The following is a 20,998-nucleotide window of genomic DNA, read 5'->3' as shown; positions in this document are numbered from 1 at the left end:
CAACCTCCGCCCTGCTAGCTGGTCGTACCGGTCAGGAAGCGGCCGAGGGGGCCGCCGACGGGGCGGTCACGGCGCCGCTGCCGGGAGCGAAGTCGGCCGGGATCGCCCGACCCGGGTAGTACTGCGCGTTGAGGCGGGTCCAGGTGCCGTCGGCGATGACCTCGTCGAGGGCCTTGTTCAGCGCCTCGCGCAGCGCGTCGTTGCCCTTGGCGAAGGCGTACGCCGTCGGGGCCGGGCTGAGTTCCTTCGCCGCCACGGTGATCTTGCCGCCGCTGTCGGCGGCGGTCTTCTCACCGATCTCGGCCGGGGAGATCCAGGCGTCCGCGGTGCCCGCCTTGAGCTGGTTGAGCGCGCCGTTGTAGTCGGGCACCCGTACCGGGTCGAGGCCCTTGGTGGTGGCGTAGTCGTCCTGGACGGTGCCCTGCACGACCACCACCCGCTTGCCGGCCAGCTCGTCGAAGCTGCTCAGCGTCGAACCGGCGGGCACGTTGAGGCCGAGGTAGCCGAAGTCGTAGCCGTTGCCGAAGTCGACGGTCTTCTTCCGCGCCTCGGTGATGGTGATCGAGGAGCTGCCGATGTCGAACTTGCGGTTGTTGACCTGGGCGAGCAGGCCGGAGAAGTCGGTGCCGACGAACTCGACCCGCAGCCCCAGCTTGTCGGCGGCGGCGACCAGCAGGTCGTTGTCGAAGCCGGTGAACTTGCCGTCCTTGAGGTACACGTTCGGCGGCGCGTCGGTGAGCGTGCCGGCCCGCAGCACCCCCGGCTGGAGCAGGTTGTACGGGTTGTCGGCCTCGCCGGCCGAGTCCGAGCCGCAGGCGGTCAGCGTGACGGCGGCGAGGACTGCGGCGACGCCGACGGCGGCGGCCCGGGTCAGGGCAGGAACGATTCGCACAGGTGTCTCCTGGATGAACGACGGCGGGCACGGACGTGCCGCACCGACGGTCCGCCGTACGACGGACCGCTGGAATGAACCGATGGAAGAGGGGGAGTTGATCCGGTTACCCGAGGCCCGCAGGCTCGGCGACCGGCAGCGACGCGGTCAGCTACACGCGGCGCTGCAGACCCGCATCATGTCGACGTGCCGACGTTGGGTCAGATCGAGGCAGGCCGTCACGGGTGCGGATCGACTGCGGTACGACATGGGTCTCCCTCAAGGTCGTGATGACCTGGAAACCAGGCCACGCTTGCACCGGTGGTTGCACCGGTGCCTGGTCCTCACCCGGGGCACCCCTGCGCGGACGAGGGTTGCCGGCCAGCAAGCCGGGGCTTCACGCTGGCACTCATGACCTGCGGCCGAGGCTAGCACCAGGTGACCGGTCAGCGTCCACCCGATATGACGGCCCTCACGCCCTGGTCATCCGGGTGCTGCGGCAGGTAGACGCACCGAGAGGTGAAGTCGCGCCGGGTGCAGCGGGGGGTGAGGGCGGCGGCGCTCGGCGGGCGCGCGGGCCAGGGCCGGTCGACGCGAGCAGCCGGGGCCGCGATGTGGGCCGCCCATTGCCACCGCCTGCGTGATCCCTTACGGTCTGGTCAGCGGTGGGCGGTGCGGTCCGCATCCGAGAAGACACCGTCGGTGCCTCGCCAGGTGGGCCGGGAGGGTGGAACTCCCGAGGCTCGCACACGTGGCGGGACCCGGCGGGCGAGCCCCGAACCGTGGGACGGCGCGTCGAGGCGTCGGAGCCGGCGGTCGACGGGGCGCGGACACCCACCGGGAGCCACCCTTGTATCTCACTCCCCATGAGCAGGATCGTCTGCTCGTCCACGTGGCGGCCGACGTCGCCCGGCGCCGCCGCGAACGCGGCCTGCGTCTGAACTATCCCGAAGCCGTAGCGGTGATCACCGCCTTCCTGCTCGAAGGCGCCCGCGACGGGCGCTCCGTGGTCGACCTGATGTCCGCCGGCCGTACCGTGCTGACCCGCGAGGACGTGCAGGACGGCATCCCCGAGTTGCTGGGGGAGGTGCAGGTGGAGGCGACGTTCCCGGACGGCACCAAGTTGGTGACGGTGCACCACCCGATCCCGTGATCCCGGGGGAGATCCTGCTGGCCGCCGACCCGGTGGAGATCAACGCCGGGCGGCCGGTGACCACGCTGCTGGTGGTCAACACCGGCGACCGGCCGGTGCAGGTCGGCTCGCACTACCACTTCGCCGAGGCCAACCCTGCGCTGGACTTCGACCGGGACATCGCCTGGGGGCAGCGGCTGGCCGTACCGGCGGGCACCTCGGTGCGTTTCGAGCCGGGGGTCAGTCGCAATGTCGACCTGGTGCCGTTGGCCGGTGCCCGGATCGTGCCCGGCCTGCGCGGCGGGTGCGGCGGGGCACTGGACACCGGGTCGGAGGCAGCGGCATGAGCATCGTCGAGCGGAACCGCTACGCCGCGCTGTACGGGCCGACCACGGGTGACCGGATCCGGTTGGCCGACACGAACCTGCTCATCGAGGTCGAACACGACCACTGCGTCGGTGGCGACGAGGCGGTCTTCGGCGGCGGCAAGGTGATCCGCGAGTCGATGGGCCAGTCCCGGGCCACCCGGGCCGAGGGCGCTTTGGACACCGTCATCACCGGGGCGGTGGTGCTCGACCACTGGGGGATCGTCAAGGCCGACGTGGGGCTGCGCGACGGACGGATCGTGGCGCTGGGCCGGGCCGGCAACCCGGACACCATGGACGGGGTGCACCCCGACCTGGTGATCGGCCCGGCCACCGAGGTCATCGCCGGCAACGGCCGCATCCTCACCGCCGGGGCGGTCGACACCCACGTGCACTTCATCTGCCCGCAGATCGTCACCGAGGCCCTGGCCGGTGGGGTCACCACCCTGGTCGGCGGCGGCACCGGGCCGGCCGAGGGCACCCGGGCCACCACGGTCACCCCGAACGCCTGGCACCTGGCGCGGATGCACGAGGCCCTCGACACGTTCCCGGTCAACGTGCTGCTGCTCGGCAAGGGCAACACGGTCTCCACCGAGGCGCTGTGGGAGCAGCTGCGGGCCGGGGCCGGCGGATTCAAGCTGCACGAGGACTGGGGCACCACCCCGGCCGCCATCGACGCCTGCCTGCGGGTGGCGGACGCCTCCGGCGTGCAGGTGTCCATCCACACCGACACCCTCAACGAGGCCGGGTTCGTCGCCGACACGCTCCGGGCGATCGGCGGTCGGGCCATCCACTCGTACCACACCGAGGGGGCCGGGGGCGGGCACGCGCCGGACATCATCACCGTCGCCGGGGAACCCAACGTGCTGCCCTCGTCGACCAACCCGACCCGCCCGTACACCCGCAACACCCTCGCCGAGCACCTCGACATGCTGATGGTCTGTCACCACCTGAACCCGGCCGTACCGGAGGACCTGGCCTTCGCCGAGAGCCGGATCCGGCCGTCCACCATGGCCGCCGAGGATTTGCTGCACGACCTCGGCGCGATCTCCATCATCGGCTCGGACTCGCAGGCCATGGGCCGGGTCGGGGAGGTCGTGCTGCGCACCTGGCAGAGCGCGCACGTGATGAAGGCCCGGGTGGGGGCGCTGCCGGGTGACGGGGCCGCCGACAACCACCGGGCCCGGCGGTACGTGGCGAAGTACACCATCTGCGCGGCCATGGCCAACGGCCTCGACCACGAGATCGGGTCGGTGGAGCCGGGAAAGCTCGCCGACCTGGTGCTCTGGGAGCCGGCCTTCTTCGGCGTACGACCGCACCTGGTGATCAAGGGCGGCATGATCGCGTACGCCCAGATGGGTGATGCGAACGCCTCGATCCCGACGCCGCAGCCGATGCTGCCGCGGCCGATGTTCGGCGCCTACGGCGGTGCGGCGGCGGCGACCAGCCTGGCGTTCGTCGCCCCGGCGGCGCTGGAGGCCGGGCTGCGTCTCGACGTACGCCGCCGGGTGGTGCCGGTGGCCGACGTGCGTTCACGTGGCAAGGCGGACCTGCCGGAGAACAACGCCCTGCCGCGCATCGAGGTCGACCCGGACACCTTCACCGTCCGCATCGACGGCGAGGTGGTCGAACCCGACCCGGTGACCGAACTGCCCATGGCCCAGCGGTACTTCCTGTTCTGATGGCCGTACCGACGATTCTGCTGCTGGTGGCCGACGGGCGGTTCCCGGCCGGGGCGCACGCCCACTCGTCCGGCCTGGAGGCGGCCGTCGCGGCCGGGCGGGTGACCGACCTGGCCACGCTGGACGCGTACCTGCGCGGCCGACTGGCCACCGCCGGCCTGGTCGCGGCGGCATTCGCCGCAGCCGCCCGCCGGGCGGCCGGCCCGCCGCGACCCGACCAACTCCCGCTGTCCGCGGCTGACCGGTCTCCAGCGCCGCCGGGATCGGACGGTGTCCACGATCGACGGTCGGCGCTCGCCCTGCTCGATGCGGAGCTGGATGCCCGTACCGCCTCGCCGGCGCAGCGGGCGGTGTCCCGTCGGCAGGGCCGTGCGCTGCTGCGGGCCGGTCGGGAGATCTGGCCCGCCGCGACCTTCGACGACCTGCCCGCCACACCGGGCGGCCCGCACCAACCGCTCGCGCTCGGTCTGGTCGGGGCCGCCGCCGGCCTCGGTCCGGCCCAGGTCGCCACGGTCGCCGTGCACGCCACGGTGACCGGGTCGGCGAGCGCCGCCGTACGCCTGCTCGGGCTTGATCCGTACCAGGTGCAGGCCCTGCTGATGCGGCTCGCCGACGCCTGCGACGCGACCGCGACCCGCGCGGCGCGGGCCGCCGAACTACCACCGCGGCGGCTGCCGGCCGCCGCCGCGCCACTGGCCGACATCCACGCCGAAGCTCATGCCACCTGGGAGGTGCGTCTCTTTGCGTCCTGACATCGCACACGACGAGTCTGTTCCCCACACCCACCCCGAACCGGGGGTCGACCCGCACGCCCCGCTGCCCACCGCCGCCCGGGCGCTGCGGGTCGGCATCGGCGGTCCGGTCGGCTCCGGCAAGACCGCCCTGGTCGCCGCGCTGTGCCGGGCGTTCGCCGACGAACTGCGCCTCGGTGTGGTGACCAACGACATCTACACCACCGAGGACGCCGACTTCCTCAAGCGGGCCGGGGTGCTCGACCCGGCCCGGATCCGCGCGGTGGAGACCGGCTGCTGCCCGCACACCGCCATCCGCGACGACATCGGCGCGAACCTCGACGCGGTCGACGAACTGGCCGAGGCGCTGGGCCCGCTGGACCTGGTGCTGGTCGAGAGCGGCGGCGACAACCTGACCGCCACCTTCAGCCGCGGGCTGGTCGACCGGCAGATCTTCGTGGTCGACGTGGCCGGCGGGGACAAGGTGCCCCGCAAGGGTGGTCCGGGGGTGACCGCCGCCGACCTCCTGGTGATCAACAAGACGGATCTGGCGCCGATGGTCGGTGCCGACCTGTCCGTGATGGACCGTGACGCCCGGGCCCGGCGCGGCAACCTGCCCACGGTGTTCCAGTCCATCACCGAGGATCCCCTCGCCACCCAGGTCGCCGCGTGGATCCGGCACGAACTGGCCCACCACCGCGCCACCACCCTTGCCCCCGGCAATGCCGACCGGGCCACGGCGGTGGCCGATGCGGACCGGGTCGTGGCGGTGGGCGATGTAGGCCGGGTCGTGGCGGCCGGCGCGGTTTCCGCCGGGCAGGCCTGATGCGGGCCACCGCCCGGCTGGTGGCCCGTGCCGACCGGCACGGCCGCACCACCCTGGCCGAGCTACGCGGCGAGAGCCCTCTGCTGCTGCGCCAGGTCCCCGGCCCGGACGGTGGCGTCACGGTGTACGTCGTCGGCGGTGCGGCCGGTCCGCTCGCCGGCGACGACCTGCGGTTGGACGTCGAGGTCGGCCCGGGTGCGGTGGTACGCGTGCACACGGTCGCCGCCTCCATCGCGCTGCCGGGCCGCCCCGGCGCGGTCTCCCGGATGCTGGTGCGGGCGACCGTCGCGGCGGAGGCCGTCCTGAACTGGCTGCCGGAACAACTGGTCGCCGCGGCCGGCTGCGCGCACATCGCTGACGCCCAGGTGGAGGTCGCCGAGGGCGGCACCCTGCACTGGCGGGACGAGTTGATCTGCGGCCGGCATCGCGAACAGCCAGGTCACGCCGAGATCAACACCTGGGTGGACCTGGCCGGTCGGCCGCTGTTGCGGCAGTCGTTGACGGTCGGACCCCAGGCGCCCGGCTGGGCCGGCCCGGCGGTGCTCGACGGCGCACCGGCCACCGGCTCGCTGCTGGTTCTCGACCCCGCCCGACCCCCCGAGCCGCCGGTGGTACGCGGCACCCTGGCCCGGCTGCCGCTGGCCGGTGGACCGGCGACCCTGTGGACCGCCACGGCTCCCGACGCTCACACCCTGCGGTCGTACCTAGATCTTCCGGATAGCATCGCTGCTTCGACCGGGGGAGAGGAGCAGGAGGTTGTCCGAACTGGGTGAGGTCGTCGCCGAGCGGCGCATCGCGGTGGTCGACCCGGATGGTGCCACCTCCGAGCTGCTGGTCCGCCTCGGGAAGCCGTATCCGGATCCGTTGTCGCGCAACGGCGACTGGTGCTGCCCGTTCCAGGTCGAGGGACTGGGCGAGGATTCGGTGCAGACCGCGTACGGAGTGGACTCCCTGCAGGCGCTGCTGTTGGCCGCGTACCGGGTCCGGCTGCTGCTGGCCGAACACGCCGAGCGGTCCTCGGCCCGGCTGGACTGGCTGGGGCAGCCGGATTTCGGCCTGCGTGTCGACCCGGGTCTGACCGTGCCACCCGCCGGCCTGGATTGACCGGTCTCGTAATCCGGTTGGCCCCGGTGGCGTGGGTGGCTAGCGTGCCGGTGCATGGACCTGCCGCGACAGTTCGTCATCCGCGAGGGTGACCTGCGCATCCTCAATCCCTTCGACGCCGGCAAGCTGGCCACCCTGGGCCGGGCGCTGAAACTCGCCCCGGGCACCTCGATCCTCGACCTGTGCAGCGGCAAAGGGGAGCTGCTCTGCACCTGGGCCCGCGACCACGGGGTGGTCGGCACCGGTGTGGACATCAGCACCGCCTTCACCGCCGCCGCCCGGCAGCGGGCCGCCGAACTGGGGGTGGCGGAACAGGTCAGCTTCGTACACGGAGACGCCGCCGCGTACGACTGCGAGGAACCGGTCGATGTGGCGGCCTGTGTGGGGGCCACCTGGATCGGCGACGGTGTTCCCGGCACCCTGGAGATCCTGGCCCGTCGGCTGCGGCCGGGTGGGATGGCGCTGGTCGGTGAGCCGTACTGGCGCATCGAGCCACCCGACCAGGCGACCGTCGAGGGCTGCCACGCCCACCACCGGGACGACTTCCATGACCTGCCCGGCCTGGTCGGTCTCTTCGGTGAGCAGGGCTGGGACCTGGTCGAGATGGTACTGGCCGACCAGGACAGCTGGGACCGCTACGCGGCGGCCCACTGGCTCAACCTGCGCCGCTGGCTGGACGACAACCCGGACGATCCACTCGCTCCCGAGCTGCGCCAGGAGTTGACCGAGGACCCCCTGCGTCACGTGCGCTATCGCCGCGACTACCTGGGGTGGGGCGTTTTCGCCCTGATCCGCCGCTGACTCACGGGACTGCACCGGATCGAACGGTATGGCACCGTGTGTCCGGTGCCGGTGGACACCCGGCACCGGACCGCGAGGTAGGGGAGTGGTGAATGGCCGAGCAGGTGAGTCGTCGGGCCGCGATCGGGATCGGGGCGGCAGCAGCGGCGCTGGTGGCGACACCGCGTACTGCCATGGCGGCGCCGGGTGGCGTCGGAACAACGGACGCCGGCCTGGTCTCGTCGGCCGACGCACTGTCCCGACAGGAGGCGATCCGGCGGGCGTACCGGAAGCAGAAGGCGCAGGCCGGGGGTGTGTGGCATGCGCATGTCGCGATGGTCGGTGCCGCCGGTGGGCTGAATGTCGTCGTGGACGACGACGCCGACCGGGTGACGCACGGTTACAGCGTGCAGAAGCTCGCCGTCGCGGTGGCCGTCATGGACAAGATCGACCGTGGTGAGCTGGCCCTCGGGCAGCGCCTGGACCTCACCGGAGACATCATCCTCGGCGGCAGCGGGATCTACTTCCTGCACACCGTCTGGGGTGACGAGATCACCGTGGCGAACTTCCTCACCGCGCTGCTGCTCGTCTCCGACAACACCGCCGTACGGATGTGTGGCCGGGTGGTGCCGGCCCTGGAGATCAACGAGATCCTCGCGGCCAAGGGTTTCACCCACACCCGGGTGGATCCGGTGGCCAACCCGAACCGGTTCTTCCTCGGCGTGACCACCCCACGGGAGACCCACGACCTGCTGTGGCGGCTGGCCAACAAGACCCTGCTGTCGACCCGGTCAAGCGACTTCCTGCTCGGAATCCTGCGCTGGATCAACGGCTACCACGACGGGATCCGCCGTGACATGTCCTCGGCCGAGCGCAGCCGGGTCGCCACCAAGTACGGCGCGGACTACGACTCGCTAGGTGCGGCCCGGCACGAGGTCGGCATCATGTTCGACCCCACCGGCGCACCCACCCTGACCTACGCCTTCTTCGCCGACTCCCTCGCCGACCTGGACAACTACGGCGGCACCCACCCGGCCGTACGCGCCCACGCGATCCTCGGCCGCACCATGTTCGACGCCATCTCCCCGATCACCAACCCGAAGGCCCGCGCCCACCACCGCGTCCCACAATTCCACCCCACCAACGGCGGCTGACCACCCCCTGCGCCCCGCCGATCTTGCACTTTTCGTCGCCACATAAGCCGCATAAGCCGTGTATCAGCGACCAAAAGTGCATGATCGCCGAGCCGAGCCGAGCCGAGCGGGGTCGGGCGAGGTCGGGCGGGGTCGAGGCAGGTGGGGCGGCGCCGTGCGCCCCGCGCCCGTCGATCTTGCACTTTCTGTCGCGGCAAAGGCCCCGAAGGGGGCATATCGGCGACCAAAAGTGCAAGATCGGCGAGCCGAGCTGGGTCGGGCGAGGGCTGGGTCGGGCAGGGGCTGGGGCGGGCGGGTCTGGGTGGGTCAGGCGGGGGTGGGGTGGGGGTGGGGGGTCAGGCGGGTGATCAGGGCGGTCAGGTGGGTGGCGAGGGTGATGTCGTCCACTGTGCTGAGTGCGGCCAGGTCGGTGTGGACCAGCGTGGAGAGGCGTTCGTGCTCGCGGCGGCCACGGGCGGTCAGGTAGGCCCGGATGCGGCGGCGGTCGATCGGGTCGACCCGGCGGAAGACCAGGTTGCGGTCGACGAGTTGGTCGACCAGCTTGGTCAGGGTGCCTGGGGGCAGGGAGGCCTCGGCGGCCACCTCAGTCATCGGATGGCCCAGCCCGTCGGCGAGCAGACCGAGCACCCGCCACGCCTCGATGCTGAGCCCTTCGTCGGCCAGCAGAGCGCCGACCCGGCGGGAGAGTAGTCGTTCGGCGCGGGTGAGCAGGGGCAGCAGGTCGGCTGCGGAGCCGGGAAACTCTGACATGTCACTCCCGCCTTGCGGTTGCCGGTCATCGTACCGAGACGTCCCGCCCAATGGGGAGAACTGGTCACCGGGATCGGTGGCGGCCACGATGTGTTCATGTCCGGTCCGGCATCGGGGAACGGGAGTCCATCGGCGACGTCGAGTGTCGCCGCCGGGACCTCCTGGCTGACGGTCGACCGGGGCGTGGTCAGCATCGCGTTGGTGTTTCCGATGCGAGGGCCCGCCGGGATGTTCGGCCCTAGCTGCGAGCTGTGCGCCCAGTTGGCCGTCGAGGAGGTCAACAACCGGGGCGGGGTGCTCGGTCGCCAACTGCGGTTGATCCCGGTGGACGGTGGGGCGCCGCCGGCCGAGGTGGCCGCCGAGGTCGAGGCGCTGGTGTCGGTCGGTGCGGTGCAGGGCGTCACCGGGTGGCACATCTCCTCGGTGCGGCAGGCGGTGGCACCGCGCATCGCCCACCGGGTGCCGTACGTCTACACCGCCCTGTACGAGGGCGGTGAGCGTACCGAAGGGGTCTTCCTGACCAGCGAGACCCCGGATGCGCAGCTGTTGCCGGCGATGCGGGTGCTCGCCACCGACCTGGGGGTGCGGCGCTGGTTCGTGGTCGGCAACGACTACGTCTGGCCCCGGCGGACCACGCAGGCCGCCTACCGGTACGCGCAGCGCACTGGCGGCCGGGTGGTCGGGCATCATTTCCTGCCGCTGGAGACCCACGACTACGCCGAGGTGCTGCGGCGCATCGAGCGCAGCGACGCCGACGCGGTGCTGATGCTGCTGGTCGGTGCGGACGCGGTGCGCTTCAACCGGGCGTTCGCCCGTTCCGGGCTGGATCAGCGCTGTCTGCGGCTGAGCACGCTGATGGACGAGAACATGCTGCTGGCCAGCGGGGTGGCCGGCACCCGAGGGCTGTTCAGCACGGCCGGTTTCTTCGCCGGCCTGGTCACTCCGGAGAACCTGGACTTCCACGGTGCGTTCGCCCGCCGCTTCGGGTTGGAGGCGCCGCCGTTGGGCAGCCTCGGCGAGTCCTGTTATGAGGGGGTCATGCTGCTGGCCGCGCTCATCGCCAAGGCCGGCACGCTGGACGTACGGGCGGTGGAGGCGTCCGCGGACGTGGTGTCGTACGACGGACCGCGTGGCGAGTTGCGGCTGCGGCGGCGGCACGTGCGGCAGCGCATCTACCTGGCCGAGGCCGACGGTCTGGATTTCACCGTCGTCGCCGAACTCTGACCCGCGGCGGCGCGATCGGGCCGTATCGATCACGGCGTGACCCGACCGTGCCTTGACACGTCCGGGAAGCGGCCACATAAGATACTTCCTGCGTGAAGTATTCGGTGCCGAGCCGGATGTCACCAACCGCTCGACGGCAGTCTGATAATTGCCGTCCACTGCGGCCGATAATCGCATGCCGGTGGCTTGTACGCCCTTTTGTGGCGGCAGGTGCCGGCATTTTCCGTGTCCGCTGCACCGGCCGTTTCGCGGTAGCGGAAACAGTCTATTGAGGATCGGGAAACATCCGCGCAATGAAGCGGATCGAAGCTTTCCCTGCCCGATATCCGAATCGGTGCCCGGCCGGCGTCCACCCGCCCGTCGGACGCCGCGATGTTCCACCGGACCGCACCGCAATCGCAGCTCGACACCTTCGCTCGGGACCGGCGTTCGTTTCCGGGCTACTGACTCCACGCTTCACGTGCGACGCAGGGAGATTTGATGACACTGTTCCGGGGACGACGCATCCTGGCGGGTGCCATGACCCTGGTCGCCGCGGCCGCGCTGGCCGCGTGCGGCAGCAAGACCACCGACGAGAAGACCTCCGCCGGCGTCACCGCCGACACCTCCGGCGACACCGTCAAGGTGGGCCTGCTCAACTCCCTGTCCGGCACGATGGCCATCAGTGAGGTGACCGTCCGCGACTCGATTATGTTGGCGGTCGAGGAGATCAACGCGGCCGGCGGGGTACTCGGCAAGAAGATCCAACCCGTGGGTGAGGACGGCGCCTCCGACTGGCCGACCTTCGCCGAAAAGGCCGAGAAACTGATCCGCGAGGACCGGGTGGCGGCCGTCTTCGGCTGCTGGACCTCGGCCAGCCGAAAGGCCGTCAAGCCGGTGTTCGAGAAGCACAAGGCGCTGCTGTTCTACCCGGTGCAGTACGAAGGGCTGGAGCAGTCGCCGTACATCTTCTACACCGGGGCGACGACGAACCAGCAGATCGTTCCCGGCCTGGACTACCTCAAGGCACAGGGCGCCAAGTCGCTCTACCTGGTCGGTTCCGACTACGTCTTCCCGCGTACCGCGAACAAAATCATCAAGGCGTACGCCGAGGCCAATGGAATGACGGTGCTGGGGGAGGACTACGCCCCGCTCGGCTCGACCGAGTTCGGCACGATCACCAACAAGGTGAAGTCCTCCGGTGCGGACGCGGTCTTCAACACCCTCAACGGTGACAGCAATGTCGCCTTCTTCAAGGAGTACAAGTCCGCCGGGCTGACCGCCACCAGCATGCCGGTGGTGTCGGTGTCGATCGCCGAGGAGGAGGTAAAGAGCATCGGCACCCAGTACCTGGAGGGGCAGCTGACCGCCTGGAACTACTACCAGACCACCCCGGGTGCGGCGAACGAGAAGTTCGTCGCCGCGTACAAGGCCAAGTACGGGGCGGACAAGCCGACGAGCGACCCGATGGAGGCCGCGTACGTCTCGGTTTACCTCTGGAAGGCGATGGTGGAGAAGGCCGGCACCTTCGAGGTGGAGAAGGTCCGGCAGGCCTCCGACGGCATCACCTTCGAGGCGCCCGAGGGTCTGGTCACCGTGGACGGCGCGACCCAGCACATCGCCAAGACCGCCCGCGTCGGCAAGGTCGGCCCGGACGGCCTGATCACCGAGGTGTGGAACTCCGGCAAGCCGATCACCCCGGACCCGTACCTCAAGAGCTACCCGTGGGCCGGTGGCCTGAGCTGACCGGCGCCCCGGTTCGGGCGGGACCTCACGGTTCCGCCCGAACCGCCCCACCAGCAGTACGGAGTACCCACCGTGACAGTTCTCATCGGCCAACTCTTCACCGGCGTCAGCATCGGAGCGGTGCTGCTGCTCATCGCGCTCGGCCTGGCCCTCACGTTCGGCCAGATGGGCGTGATCAACATGGCGCACGGCGAGTTCATCATGGCCGGCGCGTACACCACATTTGTTCTGCAACAGGTCATCACGGCGGCCGGCTGGTCCCTGCTGATCGCCCTGCCGGTGGCCTTCGTGGTGGCCGGCGCGATGGGTGTGCTGCTGGAGTTCCTGCTGATCCGCCGCCTCTACGCCCGCCCGCTGGACACCCTGCTGGTCACCTGGGGGGTGTCGCTGATCCTGCAACAGCTGGCCCGCGACATCTTCGGCAGCCCCAACGTGCAGACCCGCGCCCCCGAGCTGCTCACCGGCAACATCGCGCTGCCCGGCGGGATCACCGTCGCCAACAACCGGCTGTTCATCCTGGCGCTGGCCGGCGGCGCCGTCGTCGCGCTGACCGTCGCGTTGCGCATCACCCCGCTGGGGCGCCGGATCCGGGCCGTGGTGCAGAACCGTGACCTGGCCGCCGTCTCCGGCATCGCCACCGCCCGGGTCGACCGGATGACCTTCTTCATCGGCTCCGGCCTGGCCGGCATCGCCGGTGTCGCCCTCACCCTGCTCGGCCCGATCGGCCCCACCATGGGCACCAACCTGATCATCGATGCCTTCCTGGTGGTCGTGGTCGGCGGGATCGGTCAGCTCAAGGGCACCGTGATCGTCGCCTTCGCCCTGGGCGTGCTCCAGGCCACCGGCGAGTACCTGACCACCCTCAGCGTCGCCAAGGTGATGGTCTTCGTCGCCATCGTCGCGTTCCTCCAGTGGCGGCCCCAGGGCATGTTCACCCTGCGAACCCGGAGCCTGGCATGACCACCGTCGCCCGTGATTCCCGTACCGTCGTCGATCCCGCGCCGCCACCGGCCAAGCCGGCGGCCGGGCCGTCGCGGCACCGCTTCCGCGCCGCCGTCGGGTTCGCCTTCGGCGCCGGGTTGTTGTTCGCCCTGGCGCCGCTGGTGCTGTCGGACTTCCGGCTCTCCCTGCTGGCCAAGTACCTCTGCGTGGCGATGGTCGCGGTCGGTATCGGCCTGGCCTGGGGGCGCGGCGGCATGCTCGCCCTCGGCCAGGGCGTCTTCTTCGGCCTCGGCGGCTACGCGATGGCCATGCACCTCAAGCTCGCCGACGCGGGACCGGGCAACATGCCCGACTTCATGCTGCTGTACGGGCAACTCGACGAGTTGCCACTGTGGTGGCGACCCTTCGCCAGCCCCTGGTTCGCCCTGCCCGCCACGGTGCTGCTGCCGATGGCGGTGGCGTTCGTGCTCGGCTCGCTGGTGTTCCGGCGTCGGGTCCGCGGCGCGTACTTCGCCATCCTGAGTCAGGCCCTCGCCGCCGCCATGGTGATCCTGCTGATCGGCCAGCAGGGCACCACCGGCGGCACCAACGGCCTCACCGACATCCAGGGCTTCTTCGGCTACGACCTGGACGACCCGGTCAACCAGCGGATGGTCTACTTCATCATCGCCGGCACCCTGCTGGCGTTGCTGGCCCTGGCCCGGCACCTGATGCAGTGCCGCTACGGCGAACTGCTGGTGGCCGTACGCGACGGCGAGGAACGGGTCCGCTTCCTCGGGTACGACCCGGCAGCAGTGAAGCTCGTCGCGTACGTGGTGGCCGCCGGCATGGCCGGACTGGCCGGTGCGCTGTTCGTGCCCGCGGTCGGCATCATCTCCCCGGCCCTGATCGGGATCGTCCCGTCCATCGAGTTCGTCATCGGGGTGGCCGTCGGCGGGCGGGCCACCCTGCTCGGGCCGGTGCTCGGCGCGGTGGCGGTGGCCTGGGCGCGTACCGCCCTGTCGGAACGGTTTCCGGGCGGCTGGACGTACCTGCAGGGGCTGTTGTTCGTGGTGGTGGTGGCGTTCCTGCCCGGCGGCCTGGCCTCGCTGATCGGCCTGGCCCGGCGCGGCGACGGTGAGCGGTGGTTCGGTCGGCTGCGGCGGACCCGCCGCACGGAAGGGCAGGCGACATGACGGAACAGCTACCCGGGCTCTACGTACGGGATCTGCGGGTCAGCTTCGACGGCTTCACCGCGGTCGACGGGGTGAGCCTCGACGTGGCGCCGGGGGACATCCGGTTCCTGATCGGCCCCAACGGTGCCGGCAAGACCACCCTGGTCGACGCGGTGACCGGGCTGGTCAAGGCCACCGGCTCGGTACGCTTCGACGACCGGGAACTGCTCGGCCGCCCGGTGCACCGGATCAGCCGCCTCGGGGTGGGGCGCACCTTCCAGACCTCCACGGTCTTCGAGGAACTCACCGTCCTGCAGAACCTGGACATCGCCGCCGGTGCCCAGCGCAGCTGGGCGACCATGCTGCGCCGCCGGCACGGCATCCCCGACGAGGTGGCCGAGGCGCTGGAGGTGATCGGCCTGGCGGGCCGCGCCGACCAGCTCGCCGGCACCCTCGCCCACGGTCAGAAGCAGTGGCTGGAGATCGGCATGCTGCTCGTGCAGGACGCCCGGCTGCTGCTGCTCGACGAGCCGGTGGCCGGGATGAGCCACGAGGAACGCGACGCTACAGGTGAGCTGCTGGAGCAGGTCAGCCGGGACCGGACGGTGGTGGTCATCGAGCACGACATGGACTTCCTGCGCCGGTTCGCGCGGACGGTCACCGTGCTGCACGCCGGCCGGGTGCTCAGCGAGGGCAGCGTCGCCCAGGTGCAGGCCGACCCCCGCGTGCAGGAGGTCTACCTCGGTCACCCGGTCGATGCCGGTCCGACCCCTCGGGAGGCATGATGTTCCGTCTGCGTGGCGTGCACGCCGGCTACGGCCGCAGCCGGGTGCTGCACGGCGTCGACGTCCAGGTGCCCGGCGACGGGGTCGCCACGGTGCTCGGGCACAACGGCGCCGGCAAGTCCACCCTGCTGCGGGTCGCCGCCGGACTGCTGCGGCCCACCGCCGGTCAGGTCGAGTGGGACGGCGAGGACATCACCCGGCTCGCCCCGCACCAGCGGGTCGCCCGGGGCATCGCGTACGTACCGCAGGGCCAGCAGTGTTTCCCGCACCTGACAGCGGCGGAGAACCTGCGCCTGGTCGCCGACGGCCGCCGCGACGGTGCGGCGGCCACCGCCGAGGTGCTGGACCTGTTCCCGGCACTGCCACCGCTGCTGCGTCGCCGGGCCGGGCTGCTCTCCGGCGGGCAACGCCAGCAACTGGCCATCGCCCGGGCGCTGATCACCCGACCCCGGTTGCTGATGCTCGACGAGCCGACCGAGGGCATCCAGCCGTCGGTGGTGGCCGAGATCCAGGACCGGATCGTGGCGTTGATCGCGCAGACCGGGTTCAGCGTGCTGCTGGTCGAGCAGCATCTCGGGTTCGCGTTGCGGGTCGCCGACCGCTACCACGTGCTGGAGTCCGGCCGGGTCACCTCCGCCGGCGAGGGTGGCGGCGACGCGGAGCTCACCGTGCGGGAGGCGCTCGCCGTGTAGCAGCGGCGGTTGATCGACTCCGTTTCGCCGCGATGGTGGTGTCCGGTCGAGGGTGTCACCACCATCGCGGCGAAACGGCGGACATCCACTTCCGCTGCCGACCACGACCGCATAAGGTGTCCGTGGAAGCGCTCCCACGGTCATGGGCAGGGCCGTTGTGTCGACGTTCCTCATCACCCACCACAGAGGAAGTCGCATGTCCGCACGGAGAAAAATCCAGGCCGTCGCCACCGCGGCTGCGGTGCTGCTCGGCCTGGCTGCCGCCGCGCCCGCCGCAACGGCGGCCCCCACGGCTGACGCCGTAACGAACGCCGCCGTCCCGGCCAACGACTGGCTGCGTACCGACGGCAACAAGATCGTCGACGAGGCCGGCAACCAGGTCTGGCTGACCGGCGCCAACTGGTTCGGCTTCAACGCCACCGAACGGGTCTTCCACGGCCTGTGGTCGGCCAACATCGAGAACATCACCCGCCAGATGGCCCAGCGCGGCATCAACATCGTCCGGGTGCCCATCTCCACCCAGCTGCTGCTGGAGTGGAAGGCCGGTCAGGCGATCCGGCCGAACGTCAACACCTACGTCAACCCGGAGCTGGAGGGCATGAACAACCTCCAGGTCTTCGACTACTGGTTGCAGCTGTGCGAGAAGTACGGCCTGAAGGTCATGCTCGACGTGCACAGCGCCGAGGCCGACAACTCCGGGCACACCTACCCCGTGTGGTGGAAGGGCACCGTCACCTCGGAGCTGTTCTACCAGGGCTGGGAATGGGTCACCGCCCGCTACCGCACCAACGACACCATCGTCGCGATGGACATCAAGAACGAGCCGCACGGCACCCCCAACGATCCGCAGCGGGCCAAGTGGGACTCCAGCACCGACCAGGACAACTTCAAGTACGCCTGTGAGACGGCGGGCAAGCGGATCCTGGCCATCAACCCGAACCTGCTGATCCTCTGCGAGGGCATCGAGGTCTACCCGCGTCCCGGCGCCACCTGGAACTCGCCCAACACCAATCCGGACCGCAGCCCCAACTACTTCTACAACTGGTGGGGTGGCAACCTGCGCGGCGTCGCCGAGCACCCGGTCGACCTGGGCGCGCACCAGGACCAGCTGGTCTACTCGCCGCACGACTACGGGCCGCTGGTGTTCGAGCAGCCCTGGTTCGCCGGTGACTTCGACAAGGAGTCGCTGACCAACGACGTGTGGCGGCCGAACTGGTTCTACATCCACGAACAGAACATCGCTCCGCTGCTGGTCGGGGAGTGGGGTGGACGGCTGGGCCAGGACGCCCGGCAGGACCGCTGGATGGCCGCGCTGCGCGACTTGATGATCGACAACGGCATTCACCACACCTTCTGGTGCCTCAACCCCAACTCCGGTGACACCGGCGGTCTGCTGCTCGACGACTGGACCAGCTGGGACGAGACGAAGTACAACCAGATGCTCAAGCCGGCGCTGTGGCAGCACAACGGCAAGTTCGTCGGCCTCGACCACCAGGTGCGCCTCGGTGGCGCCGGCGCCACCACCGGCATCAGCCTCGCCGAGCGGTACGCCGACGGCACCGACCCGGTGGACACCACCGCGCCGACTGCGCCGGGCCAGCCCACGGCCACCGAGGTGACCGCCACCGCCGCCACGCTGAACTGGGCCGCCGCCACCGACAACGTGGGTGTCACCTCGTACGAGGTGCTGCGGACCACCAGCGGCTCCGGTGGGGCCAGCGTGGTCACGGTCTCCGGCACCAGCTACCGGGCCACCAACCTGACCGCCTCGACCAGCTACACCTTCACGGTGCGGGCACGCGATGCGGCCGGCAACATCTCGGCGGCCTCGCCGCCGTTGACCCTGACCACACCGGCCGACAACGGCGGTGGTGGCGATCAGGGCTGCGCCGCGACGTACCGGGTGACCAACTCCTGGCAGGGCGGCTACCAGGCGGAGGTGACCGTCCGCAATTCCGGCACTGCGGCGATCGGCGGCTGGACGGTCAGCTGGACCGCCCCGGCCGGCACCACCATCTCGTCACTGTGGAACGGCAGGTTGACCACGTCCGGCACCTCGGTGACGGTGCGCAACGAGCCGTACAACGGGCAACTCGCCGCCTCGGCCAGCACCACCTTCGGGCTGACCGGCAACGGGTCGGGCGTGCCGACCGGGTTGAGCTGCGTCGCGTCCTGACGCGACCGGCGCGCACCCCTGCCCCATCCGCCCGGCGGGTGGGGCAGAGGCCGTCCGGATCACGTGATCCGGACGGCCCCGCGCGGCCCGGGCCTGGGATGGGCCGCGTCTAGGCCAGCCGGATGGCGTCACCGTCGACGGTGACGTTCGCGGCCGGCAGCGGGGCACGTGCCGGTCCACTGCGTACCGAGCCGTCGGTGATGTCGAAGACGCTGTTGTGGCAGGCGCAGGTGATGGCGCCGTTGTCCACCGAGGTGACCGTGCAGCCCTGGTGGGTGCAGGTGGCCGAGAACGCCTTGATGGTGCCCTCGGTGGGCTGGGTGACCACCACCCCGGCCGAGGCGAAGATCGCTCCACCGCCGACCGGGATGTCGGCGAGCGTGGCCAGCGCCGCTGGGCCCGGCTCGTCGTCCGGCGCACCGGATCCGCCGGGAGCGGGACTGCCCCCGCCAGGGGCGGAACTACCCCCGGCCGGGGCGGTGTTGCCGCCCGGTGCGGGTGGCGGCGGGGCTGCGGCCGGTTGGCCGTACGTCGCGCAGCCGGTCAGCGCGGCCACTCCCGCCGCGCCGGTGCCGGCCAACAGGGCCCGTCGCGACCGGCAACAGCCGGCCTGATCGTGGTTCATCTCTGCCTTTCGAAGATCAGAACTGGATGCCGAAGGTGGTGAAGTACCACACCGACGAGGTCAGGAAGATGCCGATCAAGGCGACGAAGACCACGCCACCGACCACCGGCAGCACCCAACCGGCGAGACCACGTTTGGGCAGGGTGAGCATCTTGGTGGCGAACGCGCCGAAGAAGAAGCAACCCAGCAGGGAGTGCAGCAGCGTACGGGTGTCGTAGCCGTCGAAGCCGAGCGCGTACAGGCAGTGCACCGCGACCGGTACGGTCAGCAGGAAGGCGATCCGCCCCGACCAGCGGTGCGCGGCACCGGCCCAGGACGGGGAGAACCCGCCGAGCCGGCCCCACATCGACAGCGCGGACAGCAGTTGGATGACGGCGAAGAACGCCGCCCCGGTGCCCAGCCACACCTTCACCGTCAGCGGTGACGAGAAACCGGCCACGTTGACCGCGATGCCGGTCGGGGTGTGGGTGCGGCCGTAGACGCCCAGCGCCACCGCCACACCCGCCCCGACCAGCAGCGGCAGCATCATCGAGGGCCGCCGTCGCGGCGCCGGTGCGGCGCCGAACTCGCGGATCACCTCGACGTCGGGCTCCGGCGGGCGGCGGGGCACCGTACGCACGTTGCCCTGACGGTGCTGGGACATCACCGCGCCCCGGGGATGACCGGCTCGGCGACGATGGTGACTCCGTTGACCACTGTGCTGTTGAAGGCTGGGTCCAGCGGCGGCGCGGGGATCGGCTTGCCGTTCCAGGTGACGATGCCGATCTGCGTACCGTCGGGCAGCATGATCCAGCCGCCGTCGATGCCGGCCTTGCGAACCTCGTCGGTCGCGCGGTAGATCGCCGGGGCGGTGCCCGAACCGGACTTGGTGACCGCCTCGTCGGCCTTCTCGCTGTCCGGCCGGGCGGTGAACTTCCAGCGCCGTACGCCGACGATCATCTCGCCGCTGGCGCTGTCGCCGCGGATGATGCCGGTCAGCTTGGCGTCCTTGCCGGTCAGTTCGATCTTTCCGTCGCGGACCGTGCCGGACAGCCACAGCTCCATGCTCCGGCCGTCGCAGACGTACGCCTCGGCCTTGCCGCCCTTGACGGTGATGGCGATGGTGGCGCCGTTCTCCAGCTGGCCGATCCAGTTCTGCTCGACCGAGTCGGCGTCGACGTCGTCCGGCGACTCCTCCGGCTCGTCGGGCGGGGAGACTCCAGGCTGGCGGCTGTTCTCCGGATCGGGTTGCTCGTCGTCCACCGGAGCCTCGTCGTCGACGTCGACGTCCGCCTCGTCCTGCGGCGGCGCGGCGACGGCCGGTGGGGCGGTCTCGCCGGTGGGCTGGGTGCGCGGCGGTGATGCCTGCGCACTCATCGTGAACAGCACGGCAGCCGTCACCGCCCCCGACAGGAGGGTGAGCAACGGGGTCAGGCGCTTCATGGGCCACTCCCTTCGCCATCAGGTACGGCATCGGAAGTGGATCGGTTCAACACCGGCTGGAAAACCTTTTCGCCGCGAGCCGGCGCTCCCGGGCCGGGCCACCCCGCCCGGCCGGTGGCCGGGCTCAGACGGTTAGGCGGGTGGCCGGGCGGCGGCCGGCGGTGGCGTTTCGGGGCGCGCTGGTCCGCACCCGCCCGGCCTCGGCCGGCGTCACGTCGACCCGTACCGGGTCGCCGGTGGCGGAGGCCTGGGCACGCAGTTGGGTGAGGGCCTCGTCGAGGCTGGCGAAGATCGGGAAGACGCCGTCGAGCTTCATCGTGTGCAGCACCGTACGGATGAAGCGCGACGGGGCGGCCAGGCAGAGCCGCTCGCCGCGCTCGCGGACCTCCCGGTGCGCACGGACCAGCAGGCCCAGCCCGACCGAGTCGATGACCTGGACCCGTGCCAGGTCCACCACGACCGTCCCGGCCAGGCTGGCGGCCGCGCGCAACGCGGCACGCAGCGCCTCGCCGGACTCCGCGCCGATGGCGGCGTCGTTGCTCAGCACCGTCACCTCGTGACTCTGCCCGCCGGCACCGGGCCCACCGGCCGTGGAGTCGCCGGAACCGGGCCGGTCGGGGCCGCCGTTCGTCGTGACGCCCGGCGGCAGGGTGCTGCACCGTGGGCAGCGGTGCGGACCGGTGGCGAACGGGGAGCCGCTCCAGCCGTGATCGGAAACAAGCGTCCAGACGACCTCGGCATCGGGCAGTACGCAGGCCATGCCGGTGGTGGTCTCGCCGCACGTGTCGCAGATCAGGGTCATCAGGTTGTCGTCCGGTACGACGGTCATCCTGTTTCCTCTCCGGTGCTGGCGGTGCG

The 20,998-nt window shown here is 71.0% G+C and carries 21 protein-coding genes, 1 pseudogene and 1 riboswitch; of the genes and pseudogenes, 16 read left to right on the top strand and 6 right to left on the bottom strand.

Going from position 1 to position 20,998, the window contains the following annotated elements:
• Window positions 1–31: 31 nt before the first annotated feature.
• Entirely contained in the window at window positions 32–892 is an 861-nt protein-coding gene (locus JMF97_RS17225; protein ID WP_203222491.1) for an ABC transporter substrate-binding protein, read from the bottom strand.
• Window positions 893–1,175: 283 nt separating this feature from the next.
• Window positions 1,176–1,288: riboswitch (SAM riboswitch) on the bottom strand.
• 433 nt (window positions 1,289–1,721) lie between these two features.
• Here JMF97_RS17225 and JMF97_RS17220 point away from each other — a divergent pair.
• From JMF97_RS17220 to JMF97_RS17180, 9 genes are all read left to right on the top strand, one after another.
• Window positions 1,722–2,024, top strand: a complete 303-nt coding sequence (locus JMF97_RS17220) for an urease subunit gamma (RefSeq protein WP_013734263.1) — start codon at window positions 1,722–1,724, stop codon at window positions 2,022–2,024.
• A complete protein-coding gene (locus tag JMF97_RS17215; protein ID WP_203222490.1) occupies window positions 2,021–2,350 on the top strand; it encodes an urease subunit beta in 330 nt (109 codons plus the stop codon). The genes JMF97_RS17220 and JMF97_RS17215 overlap by 4 nt, the downstream gene beginning before the upstream one ends.
• Complete coding sequence (locus tag JMF97_RS17210; RefSeq protein ID WP_203222489.1) at window positions 2,347–4,050, top strand: urease subunit alpha; 1,704 nt, start codon at window positions 2,347–2,349, stop codon at window positions 4,048–4,050. The genes JMF97_RS17215 and JMF97_RS17210 overlap by 4 nt, the downstream gene beginning before the upstream one ends.
• Complete coding sequence (locus JMF97_RS17205) at window positions 4,050–4,802, top strand: urease accessory protein UreF (RefSeq protein ID WP_203222488.1); 753 nt, start codon at window positions 4,050–4,052, stop codon at window positions 4,800–4,802. The genes JMF97_RS17210 and JMF97_RS17205 overlap by 1 nt, the downstream gene beginning before the upstream one ends.
• Window positions 4,792–5,607, top strand: a complete 816-nt coding sequence (gene ureG, locus JMF97_RS17200; RefSeq protein WP_307816958.1) for an urease accessory protein UreG — start codon at window positions 4,792–4,794, stop codon at window positions 5,605–5,607. Before JMF97_RS17205 ends, ureG begins: the two co-directional genes overlap by 11 nt.
• Window positions 5,607–6,380, top strand: a complete 774-nt coding sequence (locus JMF97_RS17195) for an urease accessory protein UreD (RefSeq protein ID WP_203222487.1) — start codon at window positions 5,607–5,609, stop codon at window positions 6,378–6,380. The genes ureG and JMF97_RS17195 overlap by 1 nt, the downstream gene beginning before the upstream one ends.
• Complete coding sequence (locus tag JMF97_RS17190) at window positions 6,364–6,711, top strand: DUF6968 family protein (protein WP_203222486.1); 348 nt, start codon at window positions 6,364–6,366, stop codon at window positions 6,709–6,711. The genes JMF97_RS17195 and JMF97_RS17190 overlap by 17 nt, the downstream gene beginning before the upstream one ends.
• A 54-nt stretch (window positions 6,712–6,765) precedes the next feature.
• Window positions 6,766–7,512, top strand: a complete 747-nt coding sequence (locus tag JMF97_RS17185) for an SAM-dependent methyltransferase (protein WP_203222485.1) — start codon at window positions 6,766–6,768, stop codon at window positions 7,510–7,512.
• Window positions 7,513–7,604: 92 nt separating this feature from the next.
• The gene (locus JMF97_RS17180) at window positions 7,605–8,645 is read left to right on the top strand and encodes a serine hydrolase (RefSeq protein ID WP_203222484.1); all 1,041 of its coding nucleotides are present in this window, start codon (window positions 7,605–7,607) and stop codon (window positions 8,643–8,645) included.
• Window positions 8,646–8,951: 306 nt separating this feature from the next.
• Here JMF97_RS17180 and JMF97_RS17175 read toward each other — a convergent pair whose 3' ends face one another.
• Entirely contained in the window at window positions 8,952–9,395 is a 444-nt protein-coding gene (locus JMF97_RS17175; RefSeq protein ID WP_203222483.1) for a MarR family winged helix-turn-helix transcriptional regulator, read from the bottom strand.
• A gap of 96 nt (window positions 9,396–9,491) precedes the next feature.
• On the opposite strand from JMF97_RS17175, the gene JMF97_RS17170 reads away from it, so the two are divergent.
• From JMF97_RS17170 to JMF97_RS17140, 7 genes are all read left to right on the top strand, one after another.
• The gene (locus JMF97_RS17170) at window positions 9,492–10,619 is read left to right on the top strand and encodes a substrate-binding domain-containing protein (RefSeq protein ID WP_273543874.1); all 1,128 of its coding nucleotides are present in this window, start codon (window positions 9,492–9,494) and stop codon (window positions 10,617–10,619) included.
• Between the two features lie 480 nt (window positions 10,620–11,099).
• Window positions 11,100–12,344, top strand: coding sequence for an urea ABC transporter substrate-binding protein (urtA, locus tag JMF97_RS17165; protein ID WP_203222482.1), 1,245 nt, complete (start codon window positions 11,100–11,102; stop codon window positions 12,342–12,344).
• A gap of 72 nt (window positions 12,345–12,416) precedes the next feature.
• On the top strand, window positions 12,417–13,304 hold the full coding sequence (gene urtB, locus JMF97_RS17160) for an urea ABC transporter permease subunit UrtB (RefSeq protein WP_013734251.1): 888 nt from the start codon (window positions 12,417–12,419) through the stop codon (window positions 13,302–13,304).
• Window positions 13,301–14,461 carry an urea ABC transporter permease subunit UrtC gene (gene urtC / locus JMF97_RS17155; protein ID WP_203222481.1) on the top strand — a complete coding sequence of 387 codons (1,161 nt, stop codon included), beginning with the start codon at window positions 13,301–13,303 and terminating at the stop codon, window positions 14,459–14,461. The genes urtB and urtC overlap by 4 nt, the downstream gene beginning before the upstream one ends.
• Entirely contained in the window at window positions 14,458–15,225 is a 768-nt protein-coding gene (urtD, locus tag JMF97_RS17150; RefSeq protein WP_203222480.1) for an urea ABC transporter ATP-binding protein UrtD, read from the top strand. Before urtC ends, urtD begins: the two co-directional genes overlap by 4 nt.
• Window positions 15,225–15,917, top strand: a complete 693-nt coding sequence (urtE, locus tag JMF97_RS17145; protein ID WP_203222479.1) for an urea ABC transporter ATP-binding subunit UrtE — start codon at window positions 15,225–15,227, stop codon at window positions 15,915–15,917. The genes urtD and urtE overlap by 1 nt, the downstream gene beginning before the upstream one ends.
• Before the next feature lie 196 nt (window positions 15,918–16,113).
• Window positions 16,114–18,093, top strand: a complete 1,980-nt coding sequence (locus JMF97_RS17140) for a cellulase family glycosylhydrolase (protein WP_203222478.1) — start codon at window positions 16,114–16,116, stop codon at window positions 18,091–18,093.
• Between the two features lie 109 nt (window positions 18,094–18,202).
• Here the strand turns inward: JMF97_RS17140 and JMF97_RS17135 are convergent, their stop codons facing one another.
• The 4 genes and pseudogenes from JMF97_RS17135 to JMF97_RS17120 form a co-directional block, all read right to left on the bottom strand.
• The gene (locus tag JMF97_RS17135) at window positions 18,203–18,718 is read right to left on the bottom strand and encodes a Rieske (2Fe-2S) protein (RefSeq protein ID WP_203222477.1); all 516 of its coding nucleotides are present in this window, start codon (window positions 18,716–18,718) and stop codon (window positions 18,203–18,205) included.
• A gap of 16 nt (window positions 18,719–18,734) precedes the next feature.
• Complete coding sequence (locus JMF97_RS17130) at window positions 18,735–19,247, bottom strand: DUF6529 family protein (RefSeq protein WP_238359619.1); 513 nt, start codon at window positions 19,245–19,247, stop codon at window positions 18,735–18,737.
• A 113-nt stretch (window positions 19,248–19,360) separates the two neighbouring features.
• Window positions 19,361–20,140: a hypothetical protein gene (locus tag JMF97_RS17125; RefSeq protein ID WP_203222475.1), complete on the bottom strand. Its 780-nt coding sequence runs from the start codon at window positions 20,138–20,140 to the stop codon at window positions 19,361–19,363.
• Between the two features lie 259 nt (window positions 20,141–20,399).
• Window positions 20,400–20,969: pseudogene (locus JMF97_RS17120) on the bottom strand (STAS domain-containing protein); the annotation flags it as partial.
• Window positions 20,970–20,998 lie beyond the last annotated feature (29 nt).

It is taken from the genome of Micromonospora fiedleri (assembly GCF_016774385.1).
GTDB classification, from domain to species: domain Bacteria; phylum Actinomycetota; class Actinomycetes; order Mycobacteriales; family Micromonosporaceae; genus Micromonospora; species Micromonospora gifhornensis.
The sequence above is the reverse complement of the archived record's forward strand: the minus strand, read 5'-3'. Positions and strand labels throughout refer to the sequence as shown.